This window comes from Streptomyces sp. NRRL B-3229 (assembly GCF_000719505.1).
Taxonomy (GTDB): Bacteria; Actinomycetota; Actinomycetes; order Streptomycetales; family Streptomycetaceae; genus Streptomyces; species Streptomyces griseorubiginosus.
The window spans coordinates 149,686-169,069 of the sequence record NZ_JOGP01000011.1; the positions used below are offsets into that span (position 1 = coordinate 149,686).

The 19,384-nt window shown below is 69.7% G+C and carries 20 protein-coding genes; 11 read left to right on the forward strand and 9 right to left on the reverse strand.

The genetic code is table 11. The annotated features are described in order from the left end of the window. The first annotated feature begins 220 nt into the window (after positions 1-220). The 4 genes from IF54_RS0119735 to IF54_RS0119750 all read left to right on the forward strand — a co-directional run bounded on the left by IF54_RS0119735 (position 221) and on the right by IF54_RS0119750 (position 6,518). The gene (locus tag IF54_RS0119735; RefSeq protein WP_030320438.1) at positions 221-4,045 is read left to right on the forward strand and encodes a multifunctional oxoglutarate decarboxylase/oxoglutarate dehydrogenase thiamine pyrophosphate-binding subunit/dihydrolipoyllysine-residue succinyltransferase subunit; all 3,825 of its coding nucleotides are present in this window, start codon (positions 221-223) and stop codon (positions 4,043-4,045) included. Between the two features lie 89 nt (positions 4,046-4,134). Next, positions 4,135-4,314 (forward strand): DUF6104 family protein, encoded by a 180-nt coding sequence (locus IF54_RS0119740; RefSeq protein WP_003992906.1) that lies wholly within the window; start codon positions 4,135-4,137, stop codon positions 4,312-4,314. 169 nt (positions 4,315-4,483) lie between these two features. Further along, on the forward strand, positions 4,484-5,416 hold the full coding sequence (locus IF54_RS0119745; RefSeq protein WP_030320439.1) for a DUF4097 family beta strand repeat-containing protein: 933 nt from the start codon (positions 4,484-4,486) through the stop codon (positions 5,414-5,416). 1 nt (position 5,417) lies between these two features. After that, positions 5,418-6,518, forward strand: a complete 1,101-nt coding sequence (locus IF54_RS0119750; RefSeq protein ID WP_030320440.1) for a PadR family transcriptional regulator — start codon at positions 5,418-5,420, stop codon at positions 6,516-6,518. Positions 6,519-6,727: 209 nt separating this feature from the next. On the opposite strand, the gene IF54_RS0119755 is transcribed toward IF54_RS0119750, so the two are convergent. The 4 genes from IF54_RS0119755 to IF54_RS0119770 all read right to left on the reverse strand — a co-directional run bounded on the left by IF54_RS0119755 (position 6,728) and on the right by IF54_RS0119770 (position 10,186). Further along, positions 6,728-7,294 carry a Clp protease N-terminal domain-containing protein gene (locus IF54_RS0119755; RefSeq protein WP_030320441.1) on the reverse strand — a complete coding sequence of 189 codons (567 nt, stop codon included), beginning with the start codon at positions 7,292-7,294 and terminating at the stop codon, positions 6,728-6,730. After that, entirely contained in the window at positions 7,294-7,503 is a 210-nt protein-coding gene (locus tag IF54_RS0119760) for a helix-turn-helix domain-containing protein (protein ID WP_007384656.1), read from the reverse strand. Before IF54_RS0119760 ends, IF54_RS0119755 begins: the two co-directional genes overlap by 1 nt. Positions 7,504-7,603: 100 nt before the next feature. Continuing rightward, positions 7,604-8,569, reverse strand: coding sequence for a zinc-binding dehydrogenase (locus IF54_RS0119765; RefSeq protein ID WP_030320444.1), 966 nt, complete (start codon positions 8,567-8,569; stop codon positions 7,604-7,606). A gap of 393 nt (positions 8,570-8,962) precedes the next feature. Next, complete coding sequence (locus tag IF54_RS0119770) at positions 8,963-10,186, reverse strand: NAD(P)-dependent malic enzyme (RefSeq protein ID WP_030320445.1); 1,224 nt, start codon at positions 10,184-10,186, stop codon at positions 8,963-8,965. A gap of 659 nt (positions 10,187-10,845) precedes the next feature. Between IF54_RS0119770 and IF54_RS0119775 the strand changes: the two genes are divergently transcribed. The 3 genes from IF54_RS0119775 to IF54_RS0119785 are packed head-to-tail and all read left to right on the forward strand — an operon-like array spanning position 10,846 to position 13,540. Next, complete coding sequence (locus IF54_RS0119775) at positions 10,846-11,805, forward strand: ABC transporter substrate-binding protein (protein ID WP_030320448.1); 960 nt, start codon at positions 10,846-10,848, stop codon at positions 11,803-11,805. Between the two features lie 32 nt (positions 11,806-11,837). Next, positions 11,838-12,782: an amino acid ABC transporter permease gene (locus IF54_RS0119780; RefSeq protein WP_030320450.1), complete on the forward strand. Its 945-nt coding sequence runs from the start codon at positions 11,838-11,840 to the stop codon at positions 12,780-12,782. Beyond that, complete coding sequence (locus tag IF54_RS0119785) at positions 12,779-13,540, forward strand: amino acid ABC transporter ATP-binding protein (RefSeq protein ID WP_030320453.1); 762 nt, start codon at positions 12,779-12,781, stop codon at positions 13,538-13,540. The genes IF54_RS0119780 and IF54_RS0119785 overlap by 4 nt, the downstream gene beginning before the upstream one ends. A gap of 57 nt (positions 13,541-13,597) precedes the next feature. On the opposite strand, the gene IF54_RS0119790 is transcribed toward IF54_RS0119785, so the two are convergent. Further along, positions 13,598-14,356, reverse strand: a complete 759-nt coding sequence (locus IF54_RS0119790) for a class I SAM-dependent methyltransferase (RefSeq protein ID WP_030320455.1) — start codon at positions 14,354-14,356, stop codon at positions 13,598-13,600. A 99-nt stretch (positions 14,357-14,455) separates the two neighbouring features. On the opposite strand from IF54_RS0119790, the gene IF54_RS0119795 reads away from it, so the two are divergent. Continuing rightward, a complete protein-coding gene (locus IF54_RS0119795; protein WP_030320457.1) occupies positions 14,456-15,085 on the forward strand; it encodes a CGNR zinc finger domain-containing protein in 630 nt (209 codons plus the stop codon). On the opposite strand, the gene sodX is transcribed toward IF54_RS0119795, so the two are convergent. Further along, positions 14,989-15,426 carry a nickel-type superoxide dismutase maturation protease gene (sodX, locus tag IF54_RS0119800; RefSeq protein ID WP_030320460.1) on the reverse strand — a complete coding sequence of 146 codons (438 nt, stop codon included), beginning with the start codon at positions 15,424-15,426 and terminating at the stop codon, positions 14,989-14,991. The genes IF54_RS0119795 and sodX overlap by 97 nt on opposite strands. A 145-nt stretch (positions 15,427-15,571) precedes the next feature. Between sodX and sodN the strand changes: the two genes are divergently transcribed. Next, entirely contained in the window at positions 15,572-15,967 is a 396-nt protein-coding gene (sodN, locus tag IF54_RS0119805) for a superoxide dismutase, Ni (protein ID WP_020136639.1), read from the forward strand. A 142-nt stretch (positions 15,968-16,109) separates the two neighbouring features. Here sodN and ppk2 read toward each other — a convergent pair whose 3' ends face one another. Genes ppk2 through IF54_RS0119820 form a run of 3 tightly spaced genes read right to left on the reverse strand, consistent with a single transcriptional unit; the run spans position 16,110 to position 18,418 of the window. Continuing rightward, positions 16,110-16,982, reverse strand: coding sequence for a polyphosphate kinase 2 (gene ppk2, locus IF54_RS0119810; protein ID WP_030320462.1), 873 nt, complete (start codon positions 16,980-16,982; stop codon positions 16,110-16,112). Between the two features lie 26 nt (positions 16,983-17,008). After that, a complete protein-coding gene (locus IF54_RS0119815) occupies positions 17,009-17,242 on the reverse strand; it encodes a hypothetical protein (protein ID WP_030320464.1) in 234 nt (77 codons plus the stop codon). A 21-nt stretch (positions 17,243-17,263) separates the two neighbouring features. After that, on the reverse strand, positions 17,264-18,418 hold the full coding sequence (locus IF54_RS0119820) for an inorganic phosphate transporter (protein WP_030320466.1): 1,155 nt from the start codon (positions 18,416-18,418) through the stop codon (positions 17,264-17,266). 102 nt (positions 18,419-18,520) lie between these two features. Between IF54_RS0119820 and IF54_RS0119825 the strand changes: the two genes are divergently transcribed. Together IF54_RS0119825 and IF54_RS0119830 are read left to right on the forward strand one after the other, a co-directional pair. Continuing rightward, on the forward strand, positions 18,521-18,916 hold the full coding sequence (locus IF54_RS0119825; protein WP_030320473.1) for a helix-turn-helix transcriptional regulator: 396 nt from the start codon (positions 18,521-18,523) through the stop codon (positions 18,914-18,916). Between the two features lie 45 nt (positions 18,917-18,961). Then, complete coding sequence (locus IF54_RS0119830) at positions 18,962-19,375, forward strand: VOC family protein (protein WP_030320474.1); 414 nt, start codon at positions 18,962-18,964, stop codon at positions 19,373-19,375. Positions 19,376-19,384: the final 9 nt, after the last annotated feature.

Consider the following 19,384-nt stretch of genomic DNA (forward strand, 5'->3'; position numbering starts at 1 on the left):
GCCGCGCGGTCGTCGCGCAGGGCCCCGCTCGGCGCTTCCCGAACCGGCCGTCACAGAACGGAACCCCGCTTGTTTCCCGCCATTTCCGGCCCCGAAACCCGCTGTTTCATGTGACTTACACGACGATGGACGGGCCCGGCCTGACCTTCGGGGTCCTGGGGGCGTAGCCTTTATTCCCGCTGTCCATCACCTTGTGAAGCGGAAGAGGGCGGTTGCCGCCGTGTCGCCACAGTCCCCCAGTAACTCGAGCATCTCGACCGACGCAGACCAAGCGGGCAAGAACCCCGCTGCCGCGTTCGGCCCGAACGAGTGGCTCGTCGACGAGATCTATCAGCAGTACCTCCAGGACCCGAATTCGGTAGACCGAGCCTGGTGGGACTTCTTCGCCGACTACAAGCCGGGTGCTGCGGGCGCTCCGGCTCCGGCGGGTACTGCGGCCGCGGGGGCCGCAGGGACCACCTCCCCGGCTCCGGCCGCCGCGGCTCCGGCCCAGGCTCCTGCGCCGGCTGCCCCGGCCGTGCCGGCTCCCGCCGCCGCGAAGCCCGCCGCCGCTCCGGCTCCGGCCCAGGCCGCCGCGCCCGCCGCCCCGGCCCAGGCGGCTCCGGCCGCCAAGCCGGCGGCCGCTCCCGCGAAGCCCGCCGCCGCGAAGCCCGCCGCGCAGGCCTCCTCGCCGGAGGGCCCGGAGCTGATCACGCTGCGCGGTCCCGCCGCCGCGGTCGCGAAGAACATGAACGCCTCCCTGGAGCTGCCCACGGCCACGTCCGTGCGCGCGGTCCCGGTGAAGCTGCTCTTCGACAACCGCATCGTCATCAACAACCACCTCAAGCGCGCCCGGGGCGGGAAGATCTCCTTCACGCACCTGATCGGCTACGCGATGGTGCAGGCCATCAAGGCCATGCCGTCGATGAACTGGCACTACGCGGAGAAGGACGGGAAGCCCACCCTCGTCAAGCCCCCGCACGTCAACTTCGGCCTCGCCATCGACCTGGTGAAGCCCAACGGCGACCGCCAGCTGGTCGTCGCGGGCATCAAGAAGGCCGAGACGCTGAACTTCTTCGAGTTCTGGCAGGCCTACGAGGACATCGTCCGCCGCGCCCGTGACGGCAAGCTGACGATGGACGACTTCTCGGGCGTCACCGTCTCCCTGACCAACCCCGGCGGCCTCGGTACGGTCCACTCCGTGCCGCGTCTGATGCCCGGCCAGTCGGTCATCATGGGCGTCGGCTCCATGGACTACCCGGCGGAGTTCCAGGGCACCTCCCAGGACACCCTGAACAAGCTCGGCATCTCGAAGGTCATGACGCTCACGTCGACCTACGACCACCGGGTCATCCAGGGCGCCGCATCCGGCGAGTTCCTGCGGATCGTCGCGAACCTGCTGCTCGGCGAGAACGGCTTCTTCGACGAGATCTTCGAGGCCCTGCGCATCCCCTACGAGCCGGTCCGCTGGCTCAAGGACATCGACGCCTCGCACGACGACGACGTCACCAAGGCCGCCCGTGTCTTCGAGCTGATCCACTCCTACCGGGTCCGCGGCCACGTCATGGCCGACACCGACCCGCTGGAGTACCGCCAGCGCAAGCACCCCGACCTGGACATCACCGAGCACGGCCTCACCCTGTGGGACCTGGAGCGGGAGTTCGCGGTCGGCGGTTTCGCCGGCAAGTCCCTGATGAAGCTGCGCGACATCCTCGGTGTGCTGCGCGACTCGTACTGCCGGACCACCGGCGTCGAGTTCATGCACATCCAGGACCCGAAGCAGCGCCGGTGGATCCAGGACCGCATCGAGCGCTCCCACACCAAGCCGGAGCGCGAGGAGCAGCTGCGCATCCTGCGCCGGCTGAACGCCGCCGAGGCGTTCGAGACCTTCCTCCAGACGAAGTACGTCGGCCAGAAGCGCTTCTCCCTGGAGGGCGGCGAGTCCGTCATCCCGCTGCTCGACGCGGTCCTCGACTCGGCCGCCGAGTCGCGCCTGGACGAGGTCGTCATCGGCATGGCCCACCGCGGCCGCCTGAACGTCCTGGCGAACATCGTCGGCAAGTCGTACGCGCAGATCTTCCGCGAGTTCGAGGGCAACCTCGACCCGAAGTCGATGCACGGCTCCGGCGACGTGAAGTACCACCTGGGCGCCGAGGGCACCTTCACCGGTCTGGACGGCGAGCAGATCAAGGTCTCGCTGGCCGCGAACCCCTCCCACCTGGAGACGGTCGACCCGGTCATCGAGGGCATCGTCCGCGCCAAGCAGGACATCATCAACAAGGGCGGCACGGACTTCACCGTCCTGCCGGTCGCCCTGCACGGTGACGCGGCCTTCGCGGGCCAGGGCGTGGTGGCCGAGACCCTGAACATGTCGCAGCTGCGGGGCTACCGCACCGGCGGCACGGTCCACATCGTCATCAACAACCAGGTCGGCTTCACGGCGGCGCCGGAGTCCTCGCGCTCGTCGATGTACGCCACCGACGTGGCCCGCATGATCGAGGCCCCGATCTTCCACGTGAACGGCGACGACCCGGAGGCCGTGGTCCGCGTCGCGCGACTGGCCTTCGAGTTCCGCCAGGCGTTCAACAAGGACGTGGTGATCGACCTCATCTGCTACCGCCGCCGCGGTCACAACGAGTCGGACAACCCGGCCTTCACCCAGCCGCTGATGTACGACCTGATCGACAAGAAGCGCTCGGTGCGCAAGCTCTACACCGAGTCCCTCATCGGTCGCGGCGACATCACCCTGGAAGAGGCGGAGCAAGCGCTCCAGGACTACCAGGGCCAGCTGGAGAAGGTCTTCACCGAGGTCCGCGAGGCCGTCACGGCCCAGCCTGCCGCCGGTCCCGTCTCCGACCCGCAGGCCGAGTTCCCGGTCGCCGTGAACACCGCGATCTCCACGGAGACCGTGAAGCGGATCGCCGAGTCCCAGGTCAACATCCCGGACACCTTCCACGTCCACCCGCGTCTGCTGCCGCAGCTCCAGCGGCGCGCGGCGATGGTCGAGGACGGCACCATCGACTGGGGCATGGGCGAGACCCTCGCCGTCGGCTCGCTGCTCCTGGAGGGCACCCCGGTCCGCCTGTCGGGCCAGGACTCCCAGCGCGGCACCTTCGGCCAGCGCCACGCGGTCCTCATCGACCGCGAGACCGGCGAGGAGCACACCCCGCTCCAGTACCTCGCCGAGGAGCAGGCCCGCTACAACGTCTACAACTCCCTGCTCTCCGAGTACGCGGTCATGGGCTTCGAGTACGGCTACTCGCTGGCCCGTCCCGACGCGCTCGTGCTGTGGGAGGCGCAGTTCGGCGACTTCGTCAACGGCGCGCAGACGATCGTCGACGAGTACATCTCGGCGGCGGAGCAGAAGTGGGGCCAGACGAGCGGTGTCACGCTCCTTCTCCCCCACGGCTACGAGGGCCAGGGCCCGGACCACTCCTCGGCCCGTGTCGAGCGGTTCCTCCAGCTCTGCGCCCAGAACAACATGACGGTCGCGATGCCGACCCTGCCGTCGAACTACTTCCACCTCCTGCGGTGGCAGGTGCACAACCCGCACCACAAGCCGCTGGTGGTCTTCACCCCGAAGTCGATGCTGCGTCTGAAGGCCGCCGCGTCGAAGACGGAGGAGTTCACCTCGGGTCAGTTCCGCCCGGTCATCGGCGACGCGACGGTGGACCCGGCCGCGGTCCGCAAGGTCGTCTTCGTGGCGGGCAAGCTGTACTACGACCTCGAGGCCGAGCGTCAGAAGCGCGGCATCACGGACACGGCGATCATCCGCATCGAGCGCCTGTACCCGCTGCCGGGTGCCGAGCTCCAGGCGGAGATCGCCAAGTACCCGAACGCCGAGAAGTACCTGTGGGCCCAGGAGGAGCCGGCGAACCAGGGTGCCTGGCCGTTCATCGCCCTCAACCTGATCGACCACCTGGACCTGGCGGTCGGCGCCGACGTCCCGCACGGCGAGCGCCTGCGCCGCATCTCCCGCCCGCACTCGTCGTCCCCGGCGGTCGGTTCCGCGAAGCGGCACCAGGCGGAGCAGGAGCAGCTGGTGCGTGAGGTGTTCGAGGCGTAACGGCTGAACATCTCTGGTGCAGCGGCCGGGCCGCACTCCTCTCCGGAGGGGTGCGGCCCGGTCGTTTGTGCGCACTTATCCTTGACGGCATGTACTTCACGGACCGTGGCATCGAAGAGCTGGAGAAGCGGCGCGGCGAGGAGGAGGTCACCTTCGAGTGGCTGGCCGAGCAGCTGCGGACCTTCGTCGACCTCAATCCCGACTTCGAGGTGCCGGTGGAACGGCTGGCCACGTGGCTGGCCCGCCTGGACGACGAGGACGACGAGTAAGGGCTGCTGTGGTGTGCGGGGCGCTCCTTCGGGGGCGCCTTTTGCGTTGTCCCGCCGCGTCCACGGCCGCCCCCTCCCCCGAACGAGTGCCTTGACTTTCGGAGCCCACGATATATCGTGAATTGCAGGAGACGCGATATGGCGCGTTGTTACGGGGAGGTCTGCCACCATGTCCGAGTGGTCCGTCACTGAGCCCAGCAAGCTCACCTTCGACGAGCCCGTCCGCGAACTTCACGTACGCATCGTCAACGGAACGGTGAACGTGGTGGGCACGGACGAAGGTTCCGCCCGCCTGGAGGTCTCGGAGATCGAGGGCCCGCCCCTGATCGTCACCCAGGAGGCAGGCACCCTGACCGTGGCGTACGAGGACCTGCCCTGGAAGGGCTTCCTCAAGTGGCTCGACCGCAAGGGCTGGCGGCGCAGCGCGGTCGTCTCCCTCGCGGTGCCGGCCGAGACCCGCGTCGAAGTGGGCGTGGTCAGCGCAGGGGCCGTGGTGTCGGGGGTGCGCGGCCCGTCGGTGGTGAAGGGGGTCAACGGCGACACCACCCTGGTCGGCCTGTCGGGGCCCGTCCGCGCCGACACCGTCTCCGGGAACCTGGAGGCCCAGGCCGTCACCGGTGACCTGCGCTTCAACTCGGTCTCCGGGGACCTCACCGTCGTGGAGGGCTCGGGCTCCTCCGTCCGGGCGGACTCGGTCAGCGGCTCGATGATCGTGGACCTCGACCCGGAGGGCCCCACCGACGTCCGGCTGACCAGCGTCTCGGGCGAGATCGCCATCCGGCTGCCCCAGCCGGCGGACGCGGAGGTGGAGGCCAACACCGCGAGCGGGACGATCTCCAACGCCTTCGACGGCCTGCGGGTGCACGGCCAGTGGGGCGCTCACAAGGTCACCGGCCGCCTGGGCGCCGGCACCGGAAAGCTCCGCGCCACCACCGTCTCCGGCTCCATCGCCCTGCTGCGGCGCCCGGCCCGGGAGGACGAGGAGGAGCCGTGGGACAGTGCCCCGGGGGACAATCCCCCCTCCGGCCAGGACGAGCCCCCCACCCCCACGGACACACCCACTCCCCCGGCCGACGGCACGACCGACAAGAAGGTGCTCTGACATGCCCCCCGTCTTCGCCCACGGCCGCCTCCGCCTCTACCTGCTGAAGCTGCTGGACGAGGCCCCGCGCCACGGCTACGAGGTGATCCGGCTCCTGGAGGAGCGCTTCCAGGGCCTGTACGCCCCCTCGGCGGGCACCGTCTACCCCCGCCTCGCCAAGCTGGAGGCCGAGGGGCTGGTCACCCACACCACCGAGGGCGGCCGCAAGGTGTACGCCATCACGGACGCGGGCCGCGCCGAACTGGCCGACCGCAGTGGTGAACTGGCCGACCTGGAGCTGGAGATCCGCGAGTCGGTCGCCGAGCTCGCCGCGGAGATCCGGGCCGATGTGCGCGGCGCGGCGGGCGACCTGCGGCGCGAGATGCGGGCGGCGGCCACCGAGGCCCGCCGTGGATCCGGCAGCGCCGGCAAGGGCGCCGGCGCCGAGTCCGAGGGCCCCTTCGGCGACTTCACGGAATACGGCGACAAGGAGTCATGGCGGGCCGCGAAGGAGGAGATGCGCCGCGTCAAGCAGGAGTGGAAGGAGCAGGCCCGGCGCGCCAAGGACGAGAGCCGCCGGGCCCGTGAGGAGGCCCAGCGGGCCCGCCGCCAGGCCAAGGAGGCCCAGGACCGGGCGAGGGAGCAGGCCCAGGAGGAGGTGCAGCGCATCGCCCGCCGCGTCCAGGAGCAGGTGCAGGACCACTTCGCGCGCGGCGACTGGCCGACGGGGGTGCGCGAGGGACTGACCGAACTGGCCAAGGAGTTCGGTGAGTTCGGGAAGGACTACGGCAAGGAGTTCGGGAAGGACTTCGGCTTCGGCCGGGGCGGCGCGAGGTCGGAGAAGGCCGAGCGGTTCGAGAAGGCCGAGGGCTCGGCATCCGGCCCGGAGTACTCCCACACCCCCGAGGACTTCCCCGCCGAGTACGAACCGTCCTGGGCCCACGAGGACTCCACCGGCAACCCGGCCCGGGACCTGGACCGCCTGCTCGACCGCTTCCGCGACGACGTCCGGGACGCGGCCCGCGACCACGGCATCACGGCCGACCAGCTCCGCGACGCCCGCCGCCATCTGTCGACGGCGGCGGCGCACATAGGAGCACTGCTGCGGGCCCCGAAGGCGTGACCGGCCGGCCTCCGGCGGTACGACGGCTCCGGACCGTACCGCCGGAGCGGGTGGCCGGAGCAGGCGGCCAGGCGGCCAGGCGCCGGAGCAAGCGGCCAGGCGCCGGATCAGGCGGCCGGGTAGCCGGAGCAGGCGGCCAGGCACCGGAGCAGGCGGCCAGGCACCGGAGCAGGTGGCCGGGTAGCCGGAGCAGGTGACCCTGGCCCTGCTCAGCCGGCCTTCGCCGCGCCCCCGCCGTACAGGACACGCGTCACCGACTCATGGGTCACCCCGTGATCGGCGAGAACCTCACCGGACACCCCCGGCCTGACCGTCAGCGCCAGCAGGATGTGCTCGTCGCCGATGTGCCGGTCCCGCCGGGCCACGGCGATGCGCAGTGCCTTCTCCAGCGTCTCCCTGGCCCCCTTGCCGAAGGGGCGCCGCCGTCCGGGCCACCGCCCCTGCCCGCCGCGCTCGTCCGCCATAGCCCCGGCCCCGTGCGCTTCCTCCACCCGGGCGACGATCTCCAAGACGTCGATACCGAGCCCGGCCAGGGCCTCGGTGTCCGCCTGGGACAGCCCGGCCCGCCGCCGGGCCTGACCGAGCGCCTGCCGTACGGCCTCCCCGCGCTCCGCGAGCCCGAGGGCGGCGAGGGCGAAGGAGGCCCGGCTGCCCTCCCGGTCCAGCAGGGCGAGGAGCAGGTGCTCGGCGTCCACGGACCCGGCCCCCGCCTCCTCGGCGTGCTCGACGGCGCCCGCGACCACGGCCCGGGCGTCCTTGGTGAACCGCTCGAACATCAATGCCTCCCGTACTTCTTGTGCACGGCCTGCCTGCTCACACCGAGTTCGGCGGCGATCTCCTGCCACGACCAGCCCTGATTGCGCGCACTGCGCACCTGCACCGACTCCAGCTGCTCCAGCAGCCTGCGCAGCGCGGCGACGGCACGCAGTCCGACGCGGGGGTCCCGGTCACCGGCCCGTTCGGCGAGATCCGTTGCTTCGGTCATGCTGTCAACCTACATTGACAGCATGACCGACGTCAACCGAAGTTGACAAACGCAGACGGCCGACCCGCAAGGAGCCGACCGCCGACGAAGAACAACGCCCTCAGCTGTTGGTGAGCACGACCTTCCCGAACAGGTCACCGGACGCGATCCGCTCGAATCCCTCACGGGCCCGGTCCATGGGCAGCACCTCGTCGATGACGGGACGCACACCGGTGGCGGCGCAGAAGGCGAGCAGGTCCTCCAGCTCGTCCTTCGTCCCCATCGTCGACCCCACGACCTTGAGCTCCAGGAAGAAGATCCGGGTCAGCTCGGCGTGCGAGGGACGGTCGCCGCTCGTGGCACCGGAGATGACCAGCGTGCCGCCGGGCTTGAGCGACTTCACCGAGTGCGACCAGGTGGCCGCGCCCACGGTCTCGATGACGGCGTCCACCCGCTGCGGCAGCCGCGCCCCGGACTCCAGCGCCTCCACGGCCCCCAGCTCCAGGGCACGCTTCCGCTTGGCCTCGTCCCGACTGGTGGCGAAGACCCGCAGCCCCGCGGCCTTCCCGAGCACGATGGCCGCCGTGGCGACACCACCGCCGGCGCCCTGCACGAGCACGGAGTCACCGGGCCGTACGCCCGCGTTGGTGAAGAGCATCCGGTACGCCGTCAGCCAGGCCGTGGGCAGACAGGCGGCCTCGGCGAAGGACAGCTCCTTCGGCTTGGGCAGCACGTTCCAGGTCGGCACGGCGACCCGCTCGGCGAACGTCCCCTGATAGTGCTCCGTCAGGATGGACCGCGGCTCCTTGGGCCCGACACCGTGCCCGCTCTGCCCGATGACGGAGTGCAGGACGACCTCGTTGCCGTCCTCGTCGATCCCGGCGGCGTCACAGCCGAGGATCATCGGCAGCTTGTCCTCGGCGAGGCCCACGCCGCGCAGGGACCAGAGGTCATGGTGATTCAGGGAAGCGGCCTTCACATCGACGACGCTCCACCCCGAACGGGCTTCGGGGGCCGGGCGCTCCCCCAACTCCAGTCCCGAGAGCGGGTTGTCGCGGTCGATGCGGGCGGCGTAGACAGCGAACATGACCTTGACGATAGGGTCCCCCGGCGACACGGGGAACCGGGACGCGTTGTGACACGTGCCGCAGAGTTGCCCACGGGGGTGCCGGGTTCGGTTGTTCGGCGGCTCGAGGTCCGTCGTGGCTGGTCGCGCAGTTCCCCGCGCCCCCGGGGAGTTGCAGTCACGCGCACCCCAACGGACCGTTTGCCGCCGACAGCGTGAAGGGGACGGGGTGGGGGGTGTCCGCCCGCAGCGGCCGGCGTCCGGAACCGAGAACTGCTCAAGAGACCGAGCCGCCGGACCGAGGACGGACACCCCCAGACAACCACATGACCCAACCGGCCCAACCCCCAGGCAAAGAAATGGCCCCGCCCGAACACCAACGCCCGGACGGAGCCACCTCCCCGCTCAACAGACTCAGCGGCGAGCAACCCCTTCCGCCCGAGCCGCCGCCGCAACCGCCGCGGTGACCGCCGGAGCAACCCGCTCGTCGAACGGCGACGGAATCACATAGTCCGCCGCAAGATCGTCACCGACGACAGACGCCAGCGCCTCCGCCGCCGCGATCTTCATGCCCTCCGTGATCCGGGAGGCCCGCACCTGGAGCGCCCCCGCGAAGATCCCCGGAAACGCCAGCACGTTGTTGATCTGGTTCGGGAAGTCGGACCGCCCGGTCGCGACGACGGCCGCGTACTTGTGCGCGACCTCCGGATGCACCTCGGGGTCGGGGTTGGCCATCGCGAACACGAAGGCCCCCTCCGCCATGGAGGCGACCGCCGATTCCGGTACCGTCCCGCCCGACACCCCGATGAAGACGTCGGCGCCGGCCAGGGCGGACTCCAGCGACCCCGACAGACCGGCCTTGTTCGTGAACCCGGCGAGCTCCCGCTTGACGGACGTGAGGTCGTCCCGGTCCGCGGACACGACACCACGCCGGTCGGCGACCGCGACGTCCCCGATGCCCGCCTCGACGAGCATCTTGGCGATGGCGACACCGGCCGCCCCGGCACCGGAGATCACCGCACGAAGATCCCCGATGGTCCGCCCGCTCAGCCGCGCGGCGTTCCGCAGCGCGGCCAGCGTCACGACGGCCGTGCCGTGCTGGTCGTCGTGGAAGACGGGAATGTCGAGCCGCTCCTGGAGCCGCCGCTCGATCTCGAAGCACCGGGGAGCCGAGATGTCCTCGAGGTTCACGCCGCCGAAGGACGGCGCGAGACGGACCACGGTCTCGATGATCTCGTCGACGTCGGTGCAGGCCAGCGCGAGCGGAACCGCGTCCACCCCGCCGAACTGCTTGAACAGGATCGCCTTGCCCTCCATCACCGGGAGGGAGGCTTCGGGCCCGATGTCACCGAGCCCCAGGACTGCCGTGCCGTCGGTGACGACGGCGACGACGGACGACTTCCACGTGTAGTCGTGGACGAGGTCCGGCTGCTCGGCGATGGCGCTGCACACCTTCGCCACGCCGGGCGTGTACGCGAGGGACAGGTCGTCCTTGTCACGGACCGGCACGGTGGCCTGCACAGCCATCTTGCCGCCGCGGTGCAGCGCGAACGCGGGGTCGAAGGAATCGAGGGGCTCCGCCCCGCCGTCCTGGCCCGTATCGCTGTCGCTGCGAGGATTGACGATCTCCGCTGCCACTTTGTTGTACCCCTTAGGTCTTCATGGTTTGAGGGTTGAGACCGCTCCTGATTGAGGAGCGGGCGGGCACCGCGCACGGCCCTGGTCGTGGACCCATACGGATACGTACGGGCCGCTGCGCGACGGGCGCGCCGCACACGCGCCCTGAGCCCCGGATGAGGGGTGTAAAGAACCTTCTTACCGGACGAACGGCGTCGAGGACGAGTCCAGTACGGCCAAGGTCACACGCCGCGGCGCAAATCGATCATCGATCATCGGAGGGCCGTGACATGGATCATGGATCGGCATCCGGACAAACAGCCGGAGGCCCCTTGACGATCACCGGAGGGCCACTCGGGCGATACCGATCCACCCAGGTACGGGTCGTCCGCCCCGCGAACGGCACCGAAGATCTTCCGGCCGGAATGCGAGATTCCCGTAGATGGTCCGGCCGTGATGTACGGACATGGTCCGGTTCGGGGGTCACCCGTTATCCGATTTTGACATGACCGTCTCCCTGAATGGTCCAGTCCGAATGGCAAGATGCCGTAATCACACGAGGTCGCGACACTCAAAGACGTGTGCTCTCGTCGACCTGAGGAATGAAGGCAGTCTGCCGAACCCGTCGGCGACCGCCCCGCCCCATCGGCAACTCCACCCATCCGCCGGAGGAACCCAAAATGACCGCAAGCACCACCCGTCGTACGACCGCCGCGCGCACCAGGACAGCCGCGGTAGGCGCGATCGCGGTCGCAGGCGCCCTGATCCTCACCGGTTGCGGGGACCAGACCAACAGCGGCTCGGACAGCTCCAGCTCCGCCTCCACGTCCTCCGCCCCGCTGGCGGACAAGCTGCCCAAGGAGATCCGCGACAAGGGCGTCATCAAGGTCGGCTCGGACATCGCGTACGCCCCGGTCGAGTTCAAGGACAGCTCCGGCAAGGTGGTCGGCATCGACCCGGACCTCGCCGACGCCATGGGCAAGCAGCTCGGTGTGAAGTTCCAGTTCGAGAACGGCACCTTCGACACCCTGATCACGGGTCTGCGCTCCGACCGGTACGACATCGCCATGTCGGCGATGACGGACACCAAGGACCGCCAGGAGGGCGTCGACTCCGACACCGGCAAGAAGGTCGGCGAGGGCGTCGACTTCGTGGACTACTTCACGGCCGGTGTCTCGATCTACACCCAGAAGGGCAAGAACACCGACATCAAGACGTGGTCGGACCTGTGCGGCAAGAAGATCGTCGTGCAGCGCGGCACCGTCTCCGAGGACCTCGCCAAGTCCGAGTCGAAGAAGTGCACGGGTGGCAAGAAGATCGCCCTGGAGTCCTTCGACAACGACCAGCAGGCCCAGACCCGCCTGCGCGCCGGCGGCGCGGACGCCGGTTCCTCCGACTTCCCGGTCGCCGCGTACGCCGTGAAGACCTCCGGCGGCGGCAACGACTTCCAGCTCGTCGGCGAGCAGGTCGAGGCGGCCCCGTACGGCATCGCGGTCGCGAAGAAGGACACCCAGCTGCGCGACGCGCTCAAGGCCGCCCTCGACGCCATCATCAAGAACGGCGACTACGACAAGGTCATCAAGAAGTGGGGCGTCGAGGCCGGCGCGGTCACCCAGGCCACCGTCAACGGCGGCAAGTGATCGCGGGCAGAGTCCGCTGAAAGGCAACACCGGTGACTGTTGACATCGACAAGACGGACGGGCCGGCGGACACCCCGCCGCCCCGCCCGGAGGCCATCAAGGCCATCCCGGTCCGTCACTACGGGCGGTACGTCTCCGCCGTGATCGCGCTCGCCGCACTGGGCGCCATCGTCTACGCGTTCTCCCAGGGCAGGATCAACTGGGGCGCGATCCCTGACTACTTCTTCAACGACCGCATCCTCAGCGGCGTCGGCAAGACGCTGCTGCTCACGGTGCTGTGCATGCTCATCGGCATCGTCGGCGGCATCCTGCTGGCGGTGATGCGGCTGTCGAAGAACCCCGTGACCTCGTCCGTCGCCTGGTTCTACATCTGGTTCTTCCGCGGTACCCCGGTCCTGGTCCAGCTCATCGTCTGGTTCAACCTGGGCCTGGTCTTCGAGTACATCAACCTCGGGCCGATCTACAAGGACGAGTGGTCGCAGTTCATGACCCCGTTCCTGACGGCACTGCTGGGTCTCGGCCTCAACGAGGCGGCGTACATGGCGGAGATCTGCCGGGCCGGTCTGCTCTCGGTCGACGAGGGCCAGACCGAGGCGTCGCACGCGCTGGGCATGAGCCACAGCAAGACGCTGCGCCGGATCGTCATCCCGCAGGCGATGCGCGTGATCGTGCCGCCCACGGGCAACGAGGTCATCAACATGCTGAAGACGACCTCGCTGGTGTCCGTGGTCCAGTACTCGGAGCTGCTCCGCGTCGCCCAGGACATCGGGCAGACCTCCGGCGCGCCGGCCGAGATGCTGTTCCTCGCCGCCGCCTGGTACCTGGTGCTGACCTCGGTCTTCAGCGTGGGCCAGTACTACCTGGAGCGGTACTACGCCCGCGGCTCCAGCCGCATGCTCCCCAGCACGCCGTTCCAGAAGATCAGGGCGAACCTGTTGTCCCTGTCGAACCGTTCGTCGGCGGGAGGCACCGCATGACCGCCATGGTGAAGGCCGAGGGCGTCCACAAGTCCTTCGGTCTGGTCGAGGTCCTCAAGGGCATCGACCTGGAAGTGAAGCAGGGCGAGGTCTTCTGCCTGATCGGCCCCTCGGGCTCCGGCAAGTCGACCTTCCTGCGGTGCATCAACCACCTGGAGAAGATCAACGCCGGCAAGCTCTACGTCGACGGGGAGCTGGTCGGCTACCGCCAGAAGGGCGACAAGCTGTACGAGCTCAAGGACAGCGAGGTCGCGCTGAAGCGCCGGGACATCGGCATGGTCTTCCAGCGCTTCAACCTGTTCCCCCACATGACGGCGCTGGAGAACGTCATGGAGGCTCCGGTCCAGGTCAAGGGCGTGAACAAGGGCCAGGCCAGGGACCGTGCAAGGGAGCTCCTGGAGCGGGTCGGACTGGCCGACAAGGCCGGAAACTACCCCTCCCAGCTCTCCGGCGGCCAGCAGCAGCGGGTGGCGATCGCCCGGGCCCTGGCGATGGACCCGAAGCTGATGCTCTTCGACGAGCCGACGTCGGCGCTGGACCCGGAGCTGGTCGGTGACGTCCTCGACGTCATGCGCGACCTCGCCGAGTCCGGTATGACGATGGTCGTCGTCACCCACGAGATGGGCTTCGCCCGCGAGGTCGGCGACAGCCTGGTCTTCATGGACGGCGGCGTGGTCGTCGAGTCCGGCGACCCCCGTGAGGTCCTGACGAACCCTCAGCACGAGCGCACGAGGTCGTTCCTGTCGAAGGTGCTGTAGCGGTACGACGACGAAAGGGGCGGTACGACGGTGTCGTACCGCCCCTTTCGCGTGCCCCTACTTCAGCGCGAGCAGCAGCGTGTCCGACGGTGAGCACCACACCGGCCTGGCCTCGGCGAAGCCACTCTCGCGCAGGACGCGTGCGTGCCACTGGGCCGACGGGGTGTCGCCCTCCGCGTGTTCGCCGTAGATCTCGAAGCGCCTTGCCGTGGGGCCCGCAAGGACGGGGTCGGCGGCGGCGACCTCCCACCAGGCGGCCCAGTCGAGGGCGCCGTCCTGCCGGGCCCGTTCCATGTGCGCGTGGCGCTGCGCGCGTTCGGCCGCGTTGATCCGGGGCGTGGACTCGTCGATCATGTGGTCGGCGTTCATGAAGACGCCGCCGTCGCGGACGAGTTCGGCGACCTGTCCGTAGAGGACCGTGAGGGGTTCGCTGTGCAGCCAGTGCAGGGCCGTGGCGGTCAGGACGGCGTCGTAGGAGTCGTACGGCAGCTCCGCGGCCCAGCCCGGGTCCTTGAGGTCGGCCGTCACGAAGGTGACCCGCCGGTCGCCCGCGAAGGTGCCCTCGGCGATGGCGAGCAGCGCCGGGTCGAGGTCCACGCCGGTGCTGGTGGCCTCCGGGAACCGGGCGAGCAGCCTGGCCGTGATACTTCCTGTGCCGCACGCGAGGTCCAGTACGCGCGGCCGGGGCCCGACGAGAGCCTCGACCATGTCGAGCATCACCCGGAACCGCTCCTCGCGGTCCGGCATGTACCACTCCTGCTGCCGGTCCCAGCTCTCCTGCCAGGACTGCCAGTCGGTTCCGACACCGGTCGTCATCAAAGCCCCTCGTCCCGTCATCGCCGTAATACCCTGGAAGCACGATCAGCTGTTACCCGACCGCATCCCGACGATAGAACGCCTCCGTAAGGACTACAAGTGGAACTGGCCTATTACTCGGACTACGCCGTACGTCTGGTCAACAGCGAGGACCCGGCCCGGGGCAAGGACACCCTGACCTCGGTGGAGGCCGTCCGCGACCTGTTCGGCGGCAACGGCACGGGCGCCCGCCGCGCCACGGACGCCGACGTCACCCGGTTCCGCTCGGTCCGGGCCCGGCTGCGGTCGGTCTTCGAGGCGGCGGACAACGGCGACGAGACGCTCGCGGTGGACCTGCTGAACTCGCTCCTGCTGGAGTTCCCGGTGAGCCCGCAGATCTCCGGTCACGACTTCCGGGACGACGACGGCCGCCCGCTGTGGCACATGCACCTCGCGGACCACCCCTCCAACGCGACCGCGGGCTACGCGGCCATCGCCGCGATGGGCCTGGCCTTCCACCTCACCGAGTACGGCGTGGACCGGCTCGGCCTGTGCGAGGCCGCGCCCTGCCGCAACGCCTACCTCGACACCTCCACCAACCGCTCCCGGCGCTACTGCTCCGACCGCTGCGCCACCCGCGCCAACGTGGCCGCCTACCGGGCCCGCAAGCGCCTGGAGGCCGACCGGTCGGCGAACAGCGGCCGCACCGCGGACACCGCCCAGCGCACGGCGGCCAGCGGCGAGCGCTGACCGGGCCCGAGCGGCCGGTACCTGAGCCGGGCCTTCCCCAGCACGAGGTCCTCCGGTACGACGCCGTAGTCCGTGCTGTCGCCGCCCGCGAACGCGTTGTCGCCGAGCACCCACCAGCCGCCCTCACGGCGCTCCACGGCCCGCTTGACGACGAGCAGGTCCTGCTGGAACGGATGCCGGAGGACCACGATGTCGCCGGTCCCGACCCTGGCCCCCCAGTGCACGACGAGCCGGTCCCCGTGCTGGAGCGTGGGCACCATCGACGGCCCGGTCACCTCGGCCACCCCTAGGAAGGGCAGCAAGGACCTCCCCCGCTCGGTCTCCTGCGACAGCTCCGGCATCCCCGGCACCTCCCCGGTACGTTCATCCACCAGTCTCAGTCTGACCCCGGACTTTTGTCCTAAGCCCATGGGGGCACTCGCGAATTCGGCTCTCCCAGGGAGTAATGTCGCACCTGAGAAGACGATCACGAGGAAGGAATGCTCCATGCTTTCCCGCCTGTTTGCCCCCAAGGTCAAGGTCAGCGCACACTGCGACCTGCCCTGCGGTGTGTACGACCCGGCCCAGGCCCGCATCGAGGCGGAGTCGGTCAAGGCCGTGCAGGAGAAGATGGCCGCCAACGACGACCCGCACTTCCAGGCGCGTGCCACGGTCATCAAGGAGCAGCGCGCCGAGCTCGCGAAGCACCACGTTTCCGTGCTCTGGAGCGACTACTTCAAGCCCCCGCACTTCGAGAAGTACCCGGAGCTGCACCAGCTGGTCAACGACACCCTGAAGGCCCTCTCGGCCGCCAAGGCGTCGACCGACCCGGCCACCGGCCAGAAGGCTCTGGACTACATCGCCCAGATCGACAAGATCTTCTGGGAGACCAAGAAGGCCTGACCCACGGCCTGCTCCGCCTGGTCGGCGATCGGTGCACCATCGCGGATCCGAAGGCGGTCGAAGGGGCCCGGACGGTTCACCGTCCGGGCCCCTTCGCGCTGTTCGGACCACTGGACGCGGCCACAGCTGCGCGGAGGACCCCTCAGTGCTCCCCCGCCTCCAGCAGCCCCGCCGCCGCTCCCACGATCCGCGGGTCCGGGGTGCCGACGACCTCCTCGTCCTTGTCGGAGTAGTCGAAGCGGGCCAGGACGCTGCGCATCGCCTCGACGCGGGCGCGTTTCTTGTCGTTGCTCTTGACCACCGTCCAGGGGGCGAACTGGGTGTCCGTCTCGCGGAACATGGCGACCTTGGCGGCGGTGTAGTCGTCCCAGCGGTCCAGTGAGGCCAGGTCCATGGGGCTGAGCTTCCACTGCCGTACGGGATCGATCTGCCGGATCGTGAAGCGGGTGCGCTGCTCGCCCTGGGAGACCGAGAACCAGAACTTCAGCAGGTCCACGCCGTCGTCCACGAGCATCCGCTCGAACAGCGGGGCCTGCCGCATGAAGCGCCGGTACTCGTCGTCGGTGCAGAAGCCCATGACCCGCTCCACGCCGGCCCGGTTGTACCAGGACCGGTCGAACAGCACGATCTCCCCGGCGGTCGGCAGGTGTTCGACGTACCGCTGGAAGTACCACTGCCCGCGCTCGCGCTCGGTCGGCTTCTCCAGCGCGACCACCCGGGCGCCACGGGGGTTCAGGTGCTCCGTGAAGCGCTTGATGGTGCCGCCCTTGCCGGCCGCGTCCCGTCCCTCGAAGACGATGACGAGCCGGCGTCCGGTCTCCTTGACCCAGGTCTGGAGCTTCAGGAGTTCGATCTGCTGGAGCCGCTTGTGCCAGTCGTACTCCTTGCGCTCCATGCGGTGCTCGTAGGGGTAGTTCTCCCGCCAGGTGTCGATCGGGCTCCCGTCCGGGCGGATGAGCACGGGGTCGTCGGGATCGTTGTAGTCGACCTTCAGGTCGGTCAGCAGAGGCGTCATCCTGGGTCCCCTCTCATCTCGGTGGGTCAGTGGAACTGCGGCACGATCAGATAGATGCCGTACGCCACCACCGCCGCGCAGGCCAGGAAGCAGAGGCCGGCCTGGGCGGCGCCGAGAGTCGACGTGCTTGTGCCATCCTCCCTCGCTCCCTCGAATCGGGCGAGGCCGAGTACCCCGAGGGCGAAGACCACGACCACGGCGACGGTGACGCCGACGCTCACCGCGGTGACCTGGCCGAGTGCGGACCAGTCGATGCTCATGACAGGAACTCCTGGGGAGGCTCAGGCGGCCGTGCGGACACGGGCCGGCGGCTCGGTGCGGAGGGTGACCTCGTGGGTGTCGTTGACGTTGTGCGCGCTCACCGGGTTGCGGCGGGACAGCAGCACGATGCCCCCGGCGACGGCCACGCCGACCAGGGCGACGACGACGGTGCCGAGGTTGCCGCCGTGCTTGACCGCGCTCGCGGAGAGGCCGCCCACCAGCGCGGCGGCGGGCAGGGTGATCAGCCAGGCCAGGACCATCCGGCCGGCCACGCCCCAGCGGACCTCCGCGAGCCGCCGGCCGAGGCCCGCGCCGAGGATGCTGCCGGAGGCGACCTGCGTGGTGGACAGCGCGAAGCCGAGGTGGGCGGAGGTCAGGATGACCGCCGTGGACGCGGTCTCGGCGGCGAAGCCCTGCGGGGACTGGATCTCGGTGAGGCCCTTGCCCATGGTGCGGATGATCCGCCAGCCGCCGAGGTAGGTGCCGAGTCCGATGGCGAGGCCGGCGGAGGCGATGACCCACACCGGCGGACCGGCGTCGGGGCCGAGCGCGCCCGCGGAGATGAGGGTCAGCGTGATGACGCCCATGGTCTTCTGGGCGTCGTTGGTGCCGTGCGCGAGGGAGACGAGGGACGCGGAGGCGATCTGGCCGAGCCGGAAGCCCTTGGTCACCGAGTCCCTGCGGGCGCGGGCGGTCAGCTTGTAGGCGAGGTAGGTGGCGAGCAGGGCGGCGAGACCCGCCACCACGGGGGAGGCCACGGCCGGGAGCAGGATCTTCTCGACGACCTTGTCGAAGTGCACGCCGTGCGCACCCGCACCGACCCAGACCGCGCCGATCAGGCCGCCGAAGAGCGCGTGCGACGAGCTCGACGGGAGTCCGATCAGCCAGGTCAGCAGGTTCCACAGAATCGCTCCGACCAGCCCCGCGAAGATCATCCCGGGCGAGACGAGGGTGTCGTCCACGATGCCGCCGGAGATCGTCTTGGCCACCTCGGTCGACAGGAAGGCGCCCACGATGTTGAGGGCGCCGCTCACCAGGACCGCGGTCCTGGGTTTCAGTGCACCGGTCGCGATGGACGTCGCCATCGCGTTGGCCGTGTCATGGAATCCGTTGGTGAAGTCGAAGGCCAGAGCCGTGACGATGACGACCGCCACGAGGAACGTGATGTGGTCCATGCCCTCATGGGAGCAAGCGCTTCCGTACGGGAGGCGAACGCCAGGCAAAGCCCGTTCCAGGTCCACGCACCCGACCGGTGAGCGTCGTGCGATGCTGGCGTGATGGTGAGCGTCGAGGATCTGGTGCGGCTGCGGCAGGCGCGGGACCGTATGGACCGCGAGTACACCGAGCCGCTGGACGTGCCCGCGCTCGCCCGCACCGCGCTGATGTCCCCCGGACACTTCCAGCGCAGCTTCCGCGCGGAGTTCGGGGAGACGCCGTACGGCTATCTCATGACCCGGCGCATAGAGCGCGCGAAGGCGCTGCTGCGGCGGGGCGACCTGTCGGTCACCGAGGTCTGCATGGCGGTCGGCTGCACCTCCCTCGGTTCCTTCAGCTCGCGGTTCACGGAGCTGGTGGGCGAGACGCCGAGCGCGTACCGGGCCCGCCCGCACGAGGAACTCGCGGACATCCCGCCGTGCGTGGTCCGCCGGCACACCCGGCCCCGAAGGACCTGAACGGTCCGCAGGCGGACCGGCCCTCGGCGGGCCTAACGTGAACCCATGGACATCAAACTCAAGAACTGCTTCATCGCCGTCGACGACCACGACAAGGCGATCGCGTTCTACCGGGACGTCCTGGGCATGGAGGTGCGCAACGACGTCGGGTACGAGGGGATGCGGTGGGTGACGGTCGGCTCGCCCCTCCAGCCGGACGTGGACATCGTCCTGGAGCCCCCGGCGGCTGATCCGGACGCGTCACCCGCGGACAAGGAGGCGATGGCCCGGCTGCTGGCGAAGGGGCTGTTGCGCGGAGTCAACTTCACGACCACGGACTGCGACGCGCTGTTCGCGCGCGTGCGGGAGTCCGGGGCCGAGGTGATCCAGGAGCCGATGGACATGCCGTACGGGGTGCGGGACTGCGCGTTCCGGGACCCGGCGGGGAACATGCTGCGGTTCATGCAGGTGCCGAAGTAAGGCCGCCTA